Origin of the sequence: Gilliamella sp. wkB112, assembly GCF_001690685.1 — a bacterium.
GTDB lineage: Bacteria > Pseudomonadota > Gammaproteobacteria > Enterobacterales > Orbaceae > Gilliamella > Gilliamella apicola_J.
Genome location: NZ_LZGL01000020.1, coordinates 205,284 through 220,181, shown reverse-complemented (window position 1 = coordinate 220,181; position 14,898 = coordinate 205,284). Strand labels below are relative to the sequence as shown.

At 35.1% G+C, this 14,898-nt stretch carries 12 protein-coding genes; 4 read left to right on the top strand and 8 right to left on the bottom strand.

The genetic code is table 11. The features are described from left to right. Window positions 1-97: 97 nt before the first annotated feature. Both glmM and tyrA read right to left on the bottom strand, forming a co-directional pair. Window positions 98-1,429 carry a phosphoglucosamine mutase gene (gene glmM / locus A9G12_RS11605; protein ID WP_065565990.1) on the bottom strand — a complete coding sequence of 444 codons (1,332 nt, stop codon included), beginning with the start codon at window positions 1,427-1,429 and terminating at the stop codon, window positions 98-100. 98 nt (window positions 1,430-1,527) lie between these two features. Continuing rightward, on the bottom strand, window positions 1,528-2,649 hold the full coding sequence (gene tyrA / locus A9G12_RS11600) for a bifunctional chorismate mutase/prephenate dehydrogenase (protein ID WP_065565989.1): 1,122 nt from the start codon (window positions 2,647-2,649) through the stop codon (window positions 1,528-1,530). Between the two features lie 119 nt (window positions 2,650-2,768). Between tyrA and xthA the strand changes: the two genes are divergently transcribed. The 3 genes from xthA to A9G12_RS11585 all read left to right on the top strand — a co-directional run bounded on the left by xthA (window position 2,769) and on the right by A9G12_RS11585 (window position 6,787). Next, entirely contained in the window at window positions 2,769-3,575 is an 807-nt protein-coding gene (gene xthA, locus A9G12_RS11595; RefSeq protein ID WP_065565988.1) for an exodeoxyribonuclease III, read from the top strand. A gap of 24 nt (window positions 3,576-3,599) precedes the next feature. Further along, the gene (xseA, locus tag A9G12_RS11590; protein ID WP_065565987.1) at window positions 3,600-4,931 is read left to right on the top strand and encodes an exodeoxyribonuclease VII large subunit; all 1,332 of its coding nucleotides are present in this window, start codon (window positions 3,600-3,602) and stop codon (window positions 4,929-4,931) included. A 182-nt stretch (window positions 4,932-5,113) separates the two neighbouring features. Further along, window positions 5,114-6,787, top strand: coding sequence for a molecular chaperone HscC (locus tag A9G12_RS11585; protein WP_065565986.1), 1,674 nt, complete (start codon window positions 5,114-5,116; stop codon window positions 6,785-6,787). Between the two features lie 112 nt (window positions 6,788-6,899). Here the strand turns inward: A9G12_RS11585 and A9G12_RS11580 are convergent, their stop codons facing one another. Together A9G12_RS11580 and A9G12_RS11575 are read right to left on the bottom strand one after the other, a co-directional pair. After that, entirely contained in the window at window positions 6,900-9,581 is a 2,682-nt protein-coding gene (locus A9G12_RS11580; RefSeq protein WP_065565985.1) for a J domain-containing protein, read from the bottom strand. Next, window positions 9,578-10,276 carry a DUF1266 domain-containing protein gene (locus tag A9G12_RS11575; protein ID WP_065565984.1) on the bottom strand — a complete coding sequence of 233 codons (699 nt, stop codon included), beginning with the start codon at window positions 10,274-10,276 and terminating at the stop codon, window positions 9,578-9,580. The genes A9G12_RS11580 and A9G12_RS11575 overlap by 4 nt, the downstream gene beginning before the upstream one ends. A gap of 253 nt (window positions 10,277-10,529) precedes the next feature. On the opposite strand from A9G12_RS11575, the gene dolP reads away from it, so the two are divergent. Continuing rightward, entirely contained in the window at window positions 10,530-11,105 is a 576-nt protein-coding gene (gene dolP, locus A9G12_RS11570) for a division/outer membrane stress-associated lipid-binding lipoprotein (protein WP_065565983.1), read from the top strand. A gap of 52 nt (window positions 11,106-11,157) precedes the next feature. Here the strand turns inward: dolP and csdE are convergent, their stop codons facing one another. The 4 genes from csdE to ubiU form a co-directional block, all read right to left on the bottom strand. Next, window positions 11,158-11,553, bottom strand: a complete 396-nt coding sequence (gene csdE / locus A9G12_RS11565; protein WP_065565982.1) for a cysteine desulfurase sulfur acceptor subunit CsdE — start codon at window positions 11,551-11,553, stop codon at window positions 11,158-11,160. Window positions 11,554-11,622: 69 nt separating this feature from the next. Next, complete coding sequence (gene csdA, locus A9G12_RS11560; protein WP_255306631.1) at window positions 11,623-12,846, bottom strand: cysteine desulfurase CsdA; 1,224 nt, start codon at window positions 12,844-12,846, stop codon at window positions 11,623-11,625. Continuing rightward, window positions 12,803-13,681, bottom strand: a complete 879-nt coding sequence (locus A9G12_RS11555; RefSeq protein ID WP_065565981.1) for a U32 family peptidase — start codon at window positions 13,679-13,681, stop codon at window positions 12,803-12,805. Before A9G12_RS11555 ends, csdA begins: the two co-directional genes overlap by 44 nt. 111 nt (window positions 13,682-13,792) lie before the next feature. Further along, entirely contained in the window at window positions 13,793-14,788 is a 996-nt protein-coding gene (gene ubiU / locus A9G12_RS11550; RefSeq protein ID WP_065565980.1) for a ubiquinone anaerobic biosynthesis protein UbiU, read from the bottom strand. Between the last annotated feature and the right edge of the window lie 110 nt (window positions 14,789-14,898).

Below are 14,898 nucleotides of genomic sequence, written 5' to 3'. Positions count from 1 at the left end.
CTAATTTTATGTAAATTGAAGCTAATCGTTTACAATAATGTTATTAAACCTATTTTGTCAACTAAGAGCTGATAAATGATAATCAATAATACTATTTTTAGGCTTTAACAGCCTCAGCAATCGATTCGGCTAATTTGCGAATTTCTACCTCATCACTTCCTTCAACCATAACCCGAATAACTGGTTCAGTGCCAGATTTACGGATTAATACGCGTCCATTATCAGCTAATTGTGACTCCGCTTGTTGAATTGCAATTTTGACTGCAGCGGTAGTTAATGGATCATTTCCACCAGAAAAACGAACATTAATTAGCACTTGAGGCAGCATTGTCATGCCTACGCACAAATCCGCTAATGACATATTATTACGCACCATAGCACTTAATACTTGTAAACCAGCAATAATACCATCACCAGTGGTAGTTTTATCTAGTAATAGAACATGCCCGGAATTTTCAGCACCAAGTCGCCAATTTTTCTCAATCATTTTTTCTAGAACATAACGGTCACCGACTTTAGCTCTAATAAATGGGATGCCCAGATTTTTAAGAGCTATTTCTAGTCCCATATTGCTCATTAAGGTTCCTACTACTCCGCCTTTTAGCTGACCATGTCTTAATGCCTCTCGGGCAATAATATAAATAATTAAGTCTCCATCAATTTTGCGACCTTGATCATCAACCATAATTATACGATCGCCATCTCCATCTAATGCAAAACCTAAATCGGCTTTTTCATCAATAACGCGTTTGGTTAAAGTTTTAACATCAGTTGCACCACAGCTTTCGTTAATATTAACGCCATCAGGTTCACAGCCAATCTTTATAACATGAGCGCCGAGTTCGCGTAATACTTTTGGTGCGATATGATAAGTTGCGCCATTCGCACAATCGACCACAATTTTTAGCCCTGATAAACTTAAATCATGATCGAATGAACTTTTACAAAATTCTATATAACGTCCTGCTGCATCGGTAATTCTACTGGCGCGACCAAGTTGTTTGGATTCGACACAATCAACTTCTTTTTCAAGTTGGGTTTCAATTTCCAATTCTATTGCATCATCAAGTTTTTTCCCTTCGGTTGAAAAGAACTTAATTCCATTATCATAAAAAGGGTTGTGGGACGCAGAAATAACCACACCCGCATCAGCACGAAATGTACGGGTTAAATAAGCAATAGCAGGCGTTGGCATTGGTCCGGTAAACGCAGTTGCAACGCCAGCAGAGGCAAATCCTGCCTCTAATGCGGATTCCAACATGTAACCTGAAATACGGGTGTCTTTACCAATTAAAACTTTTTTGACACCATCTTTAGCTAATACTTTGCCTGCGGCCCAACCTAGTTTAAGCGCAAAGTCTGGTGTGATAGGGTATTGACCAACTTTGCCACGAATCCCATCCGTACCAAAATATTTTCTATTAGACATCTAATTTCCTCAAACTAAAAATTATCATTTTTAAATTTGCATACTTTCAATATTCACTGTAAATAAGTTTCAGGTCAAGTATACGTTTTAGTATATATTTATTCTCGATTATCATTAGCAAATTTCAATAAACTTTGGCTTTCTTTAATAAAGCGTTGTGCATAATTACCAAACCAAGCACTTACTTCGTTAAAATTTTTGATAAATTTGTCTTTGTCACGTTGCTCAAGCAAATCAACCATTTCACCAAATCGTTTATAATAACGTTTAATTAGTTCGATATTATCTTCTGACGCCATGATGATATCGGCATAAAGTTCAGGATCTTGAGCAAAAAGCCTACCAACCATCATTAGTTCTAAGCGATAAATAGGTGATGATAACGCAATTAATTGTTCTAAATCTGCATGTTCGCGTTGCAAATTAACACCGTATGCGAAAGAGGTGAAATGGCGTAATGCTTGAATAAAAGACATGCATTTATCGTGTTGTGTAGCAGCAATACCGCATAAATTAGCTCCCCAAATTCGCATTTGTTCAATTAACCATTGATATTTATCCGGTTCACGGCCATCACAATAAACAATAATTTGTTTGGCTAAATTTGGTACATCAGGACCAAACATAGGGTGTAAACCGACTACTGGGCCAGCGTGTTTTTCTAGCATCGCTTTAAGTGGTTTAACTTTTATTGATGTAAAATCAGTTAAAATACAATCTTTGGGCAGTGGCGGTAATTGTTTAATAATTTCACAAGTTTTGCTAATCGGCACAGTAACAATTACGGCGGCAGCATCAGCAACCACTTCAGCCGCTTGATGCATAGTTTTTGAACCTAACGTTTTAACGTTATATCCGGATAGTGTAAATAAACGTGAAAACAGTCTTCCCATCTGTCCATTACCACCAATAATTACAATTGATCCTTGGCCTGTATAAATTTTCTTGAAACCTTTGTCATTTTCACTAATATAAGACTCGCGCATGAGTCGGCGTAAAATATCTTCAATCAATGTTGGTGATATTCCTGCTTGCTCTGCTTCTTGCCGTCTTTTAGTTAGCATATCAGTTTCACGTTTAGGATCGTAAATGGGAATACCGTGTTGACTTTTTACTTCACCGACTTCAGTAACTAATGCTAATCGCTTGGTAATAAGAGATAAAATAGCTTTATCAATCTCATCAATTTTATCTCGCAATGCAAATAATTCCTTAGACATGTTCGGTTAATCCTTTTTTCACCACAAATGGTAGCTTTTTCTGTAATAGCTTAACAGTATAACGTATTTTTGGTAGGATGAGACAATTGTAACATCAAATCGAATACAATAAATTTATTATGAAAGTTATCTCTTTTAATATTAATAGCCTTAGAGCTCGCATCCATCAATTAGCGGCAATTATTGATAAATACCAACCAGATGTGATTGGCTTACAAGAAACCAAAGTCCATAATGATCAGTTCCCTGTTGAAGAACTAAAACAATTTGGTTATTACTTAAATTATCATGGACAGAAAGGTCATTATGGCGTTGCTTTGTTAACCAAACAACAACCTTTATCAGTACAGTGTGGATTTCCAACTGATAATGATGAAGCACAATGTCGGTTGATTATGGTAGAGTTACCAACTAGTCAAGGTAATTTAACGGTGATCAATGGTTACTTCCCGCAAGGTGAAAGTTTACACCATGAAATTAAATATCCGGCTAAACGTAAGTTTTACCACGATTTGATTAATTATTTACAACAAAATCAACTAAGTAACCAATTGTCTTTAATTATGGGGGATATGAATATCAGTCCTACTGATTTAGATATTGGGATATCAGAAGATAGCCGTAAACGTTGGTTACGTACCGGTAAGTGTTCGTTTTTACCTGAAGAACGTGAGTGGATGACAAACTTAATGTCACTCGGTTTTATTGATACTTATCGTAACCAATATCCAAGCAAACAACAGTATTCTTGGTTTGATTATCGTTCAAAGGGCTTTGATTCCCAAACAGGACTACGGATTGATTTGATTTTAGCTAGCCCAAAACTGATGGATTATTGTTTACAAACGGGAATTGATTATGGTATTCGAGCTATGGAAAAACCATCAGATCATGCACCAATCTGGGCAGAATTCGATTTAGTATAAAGACACAATTATAAGGGTAGTAGCATGCAAGGTAATTCGATTTTATCGGTTAAAGATCTTAACCAAATGGTCAAAGATTTACTTAATGATGCTATTGGTCAAGTATGGTTGGTTGGTGAAATTTCAAATTTCTCTCGTCCAGCATCAGGGCATTGGTATTTCACTTTAAAAGATGATAGCGCTCAAGTCCGTTGTGCTATGTTCCGTAATAGCAATTTTAGAGTAGGATTTACCCCACAAAACGGTCAGCAGGTTTTAGTCCGAGCCACAGTAACACTTTACGAAGCTCGCGGCGAATATCAATTAGTGATTGATAGTATGCAGTCAGCAGGAGCGGGACTATTACAACAAAAGTTTGAGCAGTTGAAACAAAAACTTAGTGAAGAAGGTTTATTTGATAATATTTATAAAAAACCGTTGCCAGAAAATATTCGTACAGTTGGTATAATTACATCTTCAACCGGTGCGGCACTACATGATATTTGTCAGATCTTAAAACGCCGCGATCCTAGTTTGCATTTGATTATTTACCCTACACAGGTGCAAGGTAATGAAGCTGCGGCACAAATTGCCAAGTTGATTCAACTGGCCAATAACCGTCAAGAGTGTGATGTTTTGATTGTTGGTCGTGGTGGTGGTTCACTTGAAGATCTTTGGTCATTTAATGAGGAAGTAGTCGCGCGCGCCATTTTTGCTAGTCAAATACCGATTGTTAGCGCAGTTGGTCATGAAATCGATTTTACTATTGCCGATTTTGTTGCTGATATTAGAGCTGCTACACCTTCGGCTGCGGCAGAACTAGTTAGTCGAGATAAGCTAGAACAAATAAAACGAATGCAAGTTCAAGAACAGCATTTGTTGATGGCAATTGATTACTATTTAATGAAGTGCCGAGGAAGGCTAAATAAATTATTTCAACAATTACAAATACAACACCCACAAGCTAAGTTATCAAAGCAGTTAAATCGATTATTAAGTTGCCGGCATGCGTTATATGAAAATATGCAACAATATTTATTAAAACAAGAAAATCGACATACTTCTTTAGATAAAAGATTGTTACGTATTTCACCACAAAACAGGATTATTTATTTAACTCAGGATATAAGCCAAAAACAGCAGCAACTAATCAACTTAATAAAACAAAAATTAGTTCAATCTAAACATCAGTATGCTATACAAACATCGCAACTTAATAGTATTAGCCCATTGGCAATTCTAGAACGCGGTTATTCGGTTACTACTAATCAAGAGCAAATGGTGATTCGCAGTAGTGAACAAGTGACTGTTGATGAGATAATCATAACCAGATTAAAAAATGGTAGGTTGGTCAGTAAGATTATTGCAATTGAATGAAAACTAGTTAACTAGTTTTTTATAATTGTTTAGATAAAATTCACCACATTAAAACAAATTTAATTAGTTAAACCAACAAAATGAAACACTGCCTATTATATTGACCTGAAATTGCACCTTAAACTATTATAATAATATAATACTGTTTACATTAATTATTATATTATTAAGGAAATAAGACATTGACGCACCATCCTATAGGCATAGATCTAGGTACAACCAATAGTTTAATTTGTGTTTGGCAAGACGGCAAACCGACTCTCATTCCTAATTCAATCGGTGAAGTGATTACACCATCAGCGGTAAGCCTTGATGAAGATAATTCAATCTTGGTTGGGCATGCGGCATTGTCACGTTTAACTACTCATCCAAATCGTAGCGCAGCAGCATTTAAACGCTTTTTAGGTTCTAATAAAGTTTTTAAGCTTGGTGACCAAAAGTTTAATCCAACGGAACTTTCAGCAATGGTTTTAAAATCATTAAAAGCTGATGCTGAAGCTTTTTTAAAGCAAGAAATTTGTGACGTAGTTATTTCTGTTCCGGCTTATTTTAATGATGAGCAACGTAAACAAACCCGATTTGCAGCTGAGCTTGCTGGTCTAAATGCGGTACGCTTAATTAATGAGCCCACAGCAGCCGCAATGGCTTATGGATTGCATGAAGAACAATCAGGGAATACCTTAGTGTTTGATTTGGGTGGTGGTACTTTTGATGTCACAGTTCTTGAATACTCAATGCCTATTATTGAAGTTCATGCTTCAGCTGGCGATAACTATTTAGGTGGCGAGGATTTTACACAGTATATTGTTAAGGCTTGTTTAAGTGAGTGGAAATTGCAACAACAAGATATTCCAGTTGATGATTATGCTCGTTTATTAGATTTAGCTGAACAGCTGAAATGTAAACTGAATGGTGATGAACCACATAATTTAACTTGGACTTGGCAAGATAAGCAATGGCAATTTTCCTTGAATGAAAATCGGTCTAAATCACTTTGGTTACCACTAATTAATCGTTTACGAGCTCCAGTTGAGCAAGCATTAAGTGATGCGCGGTTAAAACCTAACCAACTGCAACACATTGTTTTAGTCGGTGGCTCGTCACAACTTGGAGTAGTGCGTGAGTTGGTTACTAAATTATTTGGTAAATTGCCTTATCGGCACGTTAACCCTACCACTATTGTCGCCCAAGGTGCAGCTATTCAAGCTGCTTGTAGGCTAAGAAACCAAGATGTTGAAGAGGTTATTTTAACTGATGTATGTCCTTATACTCTTGGCATTGAAATCTCTTCGGACAATATTAGTGGATTATTTTCACCAATTATTGAACGTAACACTATTGTTCCTACTTCAAAAGTGAAAAAATTTTGGACTACACACCCATATCAAAAAAAGATTTGTGTATCAGTTTATCAGGGAGAAAATCCTCTTGTTGCTGATAATGTTTTTATTGATGAATTTGATGTCCCACTAACTCCTATAGAAAGAATACAAGGTATTGAAATTCGTTTTAGTTACGACTTGAGCGGTCTGTTAGAGGTCGATGTGATTTTGCTTGAAACTGGTTTACAGCATGGAAAAGTAATTGATCATAGCCCACTTGGATTAACAGAGCAACAAAAACAACAAAGTCAGGAACGGTTAAAAGCACTTAAAATCCATCCTCGTGATGAAATGCCAAACCGTACTTTATTAGCAAGATTAGAGAGGGCATGGGCACAATCATTAGGTGAAGAAAGAATATTAATTGGTTCTTATATTGAAGCCTTTTTAGAAGTGTTACATGAACAAAACAGTGATAAAATTACAGCAACACGCAATGAAATAGAATTAAACCTGCAGCAACTTGATAGGTAGTAACTATATGAAATATAAATAGTTACTATTAATTGGTTAACAAGGGAAAAGTGAGTATAATTATTGATGACACATTTATGCTTTTTCCCCTTTTGCTATAAAAAAGTGATTTTTATTCTATTTTATTTCTATCAACTGGTGGACCATAATGATTGGTACGATCTATTCCTGGAAACCAGCAAACTAATAAAAGCAACGGAAAGATAATTATTATTACAATCATAAATAAGCGATCACCATTATAAATATCATTAAGGCGTCGTTTAATGGCAAAAATAGCGTTAATCAATATACCCCAGTGAATAACCGAAAGCGTTATACTATTGCAAAGGTTTCCAAATCCAAAGAAATCGAAAATTATCCATGGAATTAATGAACCATAAAATAGCTGCTTTAAAAAACCTACTACATCTGTGCGTCCTTTCCAACGCCAGAATTGCCACGGTTTATTTTCAGGTAGATTAAGAGAGGTAAATTTTTTCTGATTCTTGGCTTGTTTGGCTAGCAGGAGAGCTACGCAAAGACGCAATACAATATCATTTTTGGTATTATCTTTAAATTCTCTTAACGAATTAATGTCATCTTGATTGCATAAACCACTATAGCGAGATAAACGTTCAGCATATGATATAATTTTATCGAATTCTTTTGTGCAATGGTATTGTTCTTTGCTAATGGTGAACGGAAAGCTCCAATTGTTCTCTAAATGATTGGCTATTTTTCTTAATTCTTTGTTATCACCTATAATTTCATTAAGCAATTGATGTAATCTAGTCTTTTGCTCGGGTTGGTCTAATAAAATTAGATTTAATAACATTAAATAAACTGGTTTCTGATGTGCTAATTTAGGTTGCCATAATTGTTTTATATTCTGTTGTATAACATCAAAATCAATTTGTTTTGGATCATCAATAAATGATTCAATTGAATTTGGAAAATTGATTAACATACAATTAATCATCTTATTGTCATTATTAATGGCATTGTATAGTTCGCTTTCATCTTGCCAGTTATTCTGTGTAATATTATTAACAATGGGAATAATGGGGCTATCATCTGGTATATTGAAAGTACTATAATTTTGTTTAATATATGTTGCAATTTTGGCAGGATTATTTGCCAGAGCGATGACTAACATGCAATATCGATACCATTGCCAGTATACTTCCCTATCATTTGCATAAGGCGGTTTAGGAAAATTGTAACCTATTCTCATGGCAAAAAATACTAACCAATCAAACATTTCCATTTGTGAATAACTGATGTAGTAATATAAATGTGATTTAGAAACAAATGGTAAGGGACGGAATCTATCTAACCATAAACGAACAAAAACAAACTGATTATTTTTTATTTCTGGATTCCATTCATCTGGAATTGATGTATTTTCATCATTGTCGTATAACCAAGTTTTAAATTGTTGGATTGGTTCAAGATTGGTTATCCATTCCAGACACTGTTTAGCTTGGTATTGTAAATTTTGGATAATAAATAACTCAAAAGCGTTATCACTGCTTTCATCAAGAATTTCTTGCAATAAAATTTCATTACCATGACGTAACATAATCGCATGACGATATAAACGAAATAATCGATTGTTACCGTCATCACTTAATAGTAACAATAAAATTTGCCGATAATTCCAATTTTCAGTTAAAGCCCAACTAATAAATTCAGCAATTTCGGGGGAATAATCGTCTTTATTGAGTTTGCATAAGCGGGCGATAGTGGTTGGACTTAATTGCGGAATAGTATACATCAAATCTTCGGTGGTGTTAGCTTGTAAACAGGCGGATCGATTAAGAGCGACAATCAATAAAGGTAAATGATCTTTAGCATATACTGAACACCAATAAATTATCCAACTGGCAGATTTTTCTTGATAATGACCTGAATTATAAAGTTCTAACCAATATTTTAAACTATTGTCTTTATCCTCAAGTAAGGTATATTGTTGCGCGATAATATATTTCCATTCGCAGATTAAATGTGGTTCAAGGTCTGTTCGGGCAAGTTGGGATATTGCATAGTCTAGAATTCCGGAATTAGCTTGTTTAGCATAACAATGCCAGTTAGCAAATTTCAACATTAGATTTTCATCATTAGGTAAGTAGATTACAGTATCTTGTGATAAGTAATCATCTAACTCTCCAGCAGAGCTTTCCCAAAAAATCCATTTGGCAAAATGTAAATAATTTAAAGTTGCACTTTGTAGTGTCTTGCTGACAGTAGATAATGTCGCATAATTAAAATAGTCACCTTGTTCAATGTGATTTAAAAAATCGTTATAACGATCTCTTTTATCAGGTAATTGTGTCATCAATTGTTGGCGCCAGCGTAAACTATCAGCTAAAACCTTAGCACAAGAAAGAGATAAATGACGGGCAGAGTAACTTATTTCCAGTAACTGCCATTTGACAATACCAATAACCGTCATTGAATAGTCGTAAAATGAGGCTACAAATTGATGCCATTGATTAATATCATAACAACGCTTAGGATCCTCTAATAAAGCGTGATAATTTTGGCAAATTTCGTTTGCTTTTAGCTCATCTTCAGAAAGAGGAGAAGGTGTTTGTGTTTTTTGTTTTAAATTTAGCGAAGCAAATGCAATGTTAGATTCTGGTGAATCAGCATATTTCATCGCATATTCGTAAGCTTCTCGTAATACTTTAAAACCGTCAGGATCGGTTTCTGGATGATACATAGGTAATTTTGTGTGATATGCTTGACGAATTACAGCTTTATCGGTAGTTTCTTCAATTCCTAGTACTTGCCAACTTGTTTCGATCATGACCAATCATACTCCATTAATGATTCCGGTTTCTCTAATTCTTCAATATCAATAAACCAAGGTAAGCGATTACATGGTGAATCTTCATCCGAATTTAGCATTGATATTATATTTATTTTGCTCATTCTGCTTAATTCACAACGTAATATATCTAAGTTTTTATCATTACTCAGTGATTTCCAGTATTGGTAACCAACGAGCCAACCCGAAAAGTAATGTTTCCAACTTTTATAATAATATTGAGAGCGTGAGGCAATGCGTGAAAAAATCCATAAAGCTTCTTGTTCGGTAATATATTTATTAGTAGTGCCATTACGCAGAATATATCCCATTCGAGCATAATCCCAAGCACGAATACCACCAACACCACATTCAGAAAAAGTCTGTTCTGCCATTTTCAGTAGTACTTTTTGGTAATCGGTTTGCGATTGACAATATTCTAACCATTTATATTCAGGTAAACGATCATACATAAAATAGTAAGGAGTTAATGCCGTAGCATGTCCATTATCAACCATATTAAATACCATCTCTAATAGGCTTTCTCGTGAATCAATTCCCCAGTCATCATTCATATTAACAAAATCGCGATCAGGAAAAAAAAACGGAGAAGTATAACTTGCACCATGCTCCTTGTTTAAAGCAACCATTGGGGCAGATAGACCATAGAGCCAATCAATATAATTTTGATCCATATTAATAACCAGTTAACACCACATACACTATTTAGTATTAAAAGATAACAGAATTTATTATAAAAAAGAAGATGTTAACCTATGAGAAAAAGCTAATAGGAGAAAACATAATTGATTTTTGCTTAAAATTGATAATGCTATTGTAGATATAAATTATAAAACTATTTTGCAAATTAATTAGTACAAGGCATAATAAAAAGCGATGCTTTTAAGTATCTACTCATAACTGAGCAATAATTAATAAGGAGTTAGAATGAAAAAAATTGCCTTAGCTGCGATGTTAATGTCGAGTATATTAATGTTGCAAGGTTGTGTTGCCGCGGTGATCGGAGCCGGTGCGGGGGCCACAGCTAAAGTTGCAACAGATCCCAGAACTGCAGGGACTCAAGTTGATGATACCACACTGAATTCACGCATAAGTTTGCACTTAAAGGATAATGGTACTAGTTTTATAGGTTCACGTATTTCAGTAAGTACCTATGATGGTAATGCTCTTTTGGTTGGTCAAGCTAATAGTGAACAAATTGAAAAAGCTGAAAGCTTAACTCGAGAAGTTGATGGGGTGAAAAAAGTATTTAATCAAATCCGTATAGGTGAGCCAGTTGGTGCTGGTACTATCACTAATGATGCTTGGATTACTACCAAAGTTAAATCTCAATTAATTCTAGATAGCCAAACTAAAGCGCGTAACATTAAAGTTGTGACTGAAGATAGAGAGGTATTTTTAATTGGTATAGTCACCCCTGAAGAAGGAAAAATTGCAGCTAATATAGCGAGTAAAGTTAAAGGAGTAAAAAAAGTTATAACTCTATATACTTTTATAGATTAAAAATAGTCAATAAAGAAGAAGGATAATATTCTTTCTTTTTTATTGATGCTGACTATACCAATGCTTGTATTCGTTCTATTATTTTGGTTAATCCTTGTAAGCGCGATTGGCTTAGTTCGTTGGTAATTTGTAGCTGACTTAATATTGATTGAAAATTAATAGCATGAATTTGTTGAGCGGTTTTATTATTCGCAATAATGATTAAGATTGCCAGTAATCCTTTTATAATACGTCCTTCACTATCGCCTTTGAAAATATAAGTATTATCCGCTTGTTTTTGATAGCTAAGCCAGACGCGATTTTCGCAACCATAAATTTGGTTCTCGTCAATTTTTTGATCATCAGGGAACTGTGGTAGTTGTTTAGATAACAAAATTAATTGACGGTACCTTTCTTGCCAGTTATGTTGTTGTGAAAATAGTTCCAATAAATTTTGCTCTGTTAGCATAATATTAATCCAGATATTCTTGGTCGATTGTAAAGATGTTTCAGGTCAGCTATACGTTTCGATATAAAACTATTTTAGTATTGCTATTGCGTTGTGTATAGCTTGGATTAGTTTATCAATATCTTGTTGGTTATTATATGGCATTAGTGAAATACGAATCACGCCATGGCAACCAAGTTTTTGCATAAGTGGTTGTGCGCAAAGTTCGCCAGTACGAATGGCGATCTTCTGTTCACTGAGTAAAATTGCCAGATCATTATGATGAATATTTGTAATATTGAAACTAATAATTGGACTGTTATCAACACTATAAAATTCAATATCCGTTATTTTCTCTAATTGTGATTTGGTGTAATTAGCTAGTTGTTCTGTATAGCGATCAGCTTGTTTAACATCCCAATTTCTTAACCAATCAAGTGTAGCTGCATAGCCAATAATCCCAGCAATATTTGGTGTGCCAGCTTCAAATTTATAAGGTAGTTCAGCTGGTTGAAAATCACTAAAAGAAGCGTTTTTTAACATTTTACCACCACCTTGCCAAACATTCATTTGCTTAAGCAGCTGTTGTTTGCCATATAAAACCCCAAGACCGGTTGGACCATATAATTTATGTGCCGAAAAAGCATAAAAATCAATATCGAGTTGTTTGACATCTAAACTGTGGTGGACAATGCCTTGGGCACCATCTACTACTAAAATTGCGTTATATTGATGAGTAATTTGACTTATTGTGGCTAAATCAGGACAAAATCCGGTAACATTAGACATTTGAGTAATAGTTACAATTTTGGTATGGGTAGAAATTAGCGATGATAATTCTTCAATATTTGATGACCATTTAATTACTTTAGCACCAGTTTGCTCGGCCACAATTAGCCAAGGCAATAAATTACTATGATGTTCAAGTTCGCTAACAATAATCTCATCATTAGGTTTTAATATGGAGCGTGCGTAACTTTGTGCGATTATGTTAATGGATTCGGTTGTTCCTCGGGTCCAAATAACCTCACTATTGTCATTGGCGTGAATAAATTCAGCCACATATTGCCTAGCTTTATCGATACGTGCTGTTACTTGTAAGGCATCATGATGCAAGCTGCGCTGAGCAGTTGCGGTACTGTGAGCATAGTATTCATGTGTTGCAGCAATCATAGCTTGCGGTTTTAACGCAGTGGCCGCGGAGTCAAGATAAACACTTTGATCGTTTAAGGCAGGAAAGTTGCTCCTAAATTGCTCCGGATTAAAGTGTTTATTGTGTGAGTTCAAGTCCGGCAATACCATTCCAGTAACCATTACAGTCTCTTTTTTGTTCAATGTTTAGTGGGTGGGTTCCATCTTCATTAACTTTGAATTGTTTAACAATATCAAGGGTTTCAAGACCCAACGGTGAGATCCTAACAATATCCACTAATCCTTTCATGTCTTTAAGATTATTACCTAAGTTGTAGCAATAACCACTTTGTGTTTGAATGCCATTTAACACAAATACTTTTTGTTGTTCTTGTGAAAAGACTTCACGACCAACTGGGTATTTAATACAGCAAGTTTCACACTTATCTTTAGGTCTATCTTCTGAACGAGCAGTGAAGCAACGCGCAGAGTAAGCTAATGGTAAATAACCATAACTAAATACCTCAACTTCGAATTTACGTTCAATATTCAGACTAGCAAATTGCTTAAGTACATTACTTAACCAGTCGCGAGAAAGTTCAACCGGCATGCACCAACGCACCATACCTTGCTTTTGCAATAATTTTAAAGTTAAGGCGTTATAGCAGTTGATTGCCGGGCCAGCAGCAAAGGGTAGTTTATTATCATGAGCAATATTAATTGCCGCCAGATCATTGGCTTCAACTAAAAATTCGCCATTATTTACCAAATGTCGTAAATCATTAAGTTCAGATGGTGCTTCAAGCAAAGCCAGTGTAGAAAGTACTACCTGTTTACCTGATTTAGCTATCTCTTTAGCTAAATCTAGCCAGTTAGGGACTTTCATTTCACGGCGTTTAGTACAAACAGTTTCACCCATATAGATAATATCTGCATCACTGTTTGTTGCTGCATGATAAAAAGCTTCTATTTCTATTTTAGGCCAGTAGTAAAGCACTGGTCCTAAGGCGTATTTCATTATTTTGCTCACTATAGTTATTTCGGTTAGATCATAGTTAAATTATTTATGTCCAGCGTTACTTACTAATGTTAATAAGGAAATATAATAATAGGTATTATTTTTTCCCGATCATTGCCATTTACGGTGATAAGCTCCTAACGTAGTTTGCGTTCCTTCTGACATTGATCCCAAAGTGTCCATCCAATTTTTTTCAGCTTGGTATGCCTGTGGATTAGCTTTATAACGATCAATGGCTTGGCGCCACACTTTGGTTACTTGTTCCACATAAGCAGGACTACGTTGCCGACCTTCAATTTTTACTGACGCAATATTAGCAGCAAAAAGTTCAGGTAATAGCTCAATCGTATTTAAACTGGTTGGTTCTTCGATAGGGTGATATAGTTCATCATCAACAAAATAGCGACCTTTACATAAAGTAGGGTAGCCAGCATTCTCACCTTTTTTATGGCAATCAATTAATACATTATTTAAGCGAGATTCTAGCCCTTTTTCAGTTTCTTCCCAACGTACAAATTTTGCTGGTGAACAAGCACCAACGGTATTTGGTGATTCACCGGTTAAGTAAGATGATAAATAACAACGTCCTTCGGCCATAATACAAAGACTGCCAAAGGCAAATACCTCAAGTGGAACTGGTGAAACTTGTGATAATTGTTTTACTTGGTGCATTGAAAGGACTCGTGGTAATACAATACGATGAACTTGAAAATTATTATGGTAAAATTTAATTGATTCTTCATTAGTTGATGAAGCTTGTACTGAAACATGGCGCTCCAGAGCTGGATGTTTTTCTACAGCGTAATCAAGCATTGCTAGGTCAGCAATAATTAACGCATCTGCACCAATATTAGCGGCAGTGTCAACTGCATATTGCCAACGTTCGAAATTTTCAGGATGTGCGAAGGTATTAATGGCAATGTGTAATTTCCTGCCATGTTTATGTACGTAATCAGCAGCTTCAATTAATCGCTTTTCATTAAAATTTAAACCAGCAAAATGGCGAGCATTAGTGTCATCTTTTAAGCCAATATAAACAGCATCTGCACCGTTATCAATTGCAACTTTAAGCGATGGCAATGAACCAGCAGGACAAAGAAGTTCCATAATAATTTGCACTCCAATTTAGCATTTAATACGCTGGGTATTATGCAATAATTCCTAAATTAATGCGAATAGAAACATTTTATCTATTTGATAAGTAAATTTTTAGTAAT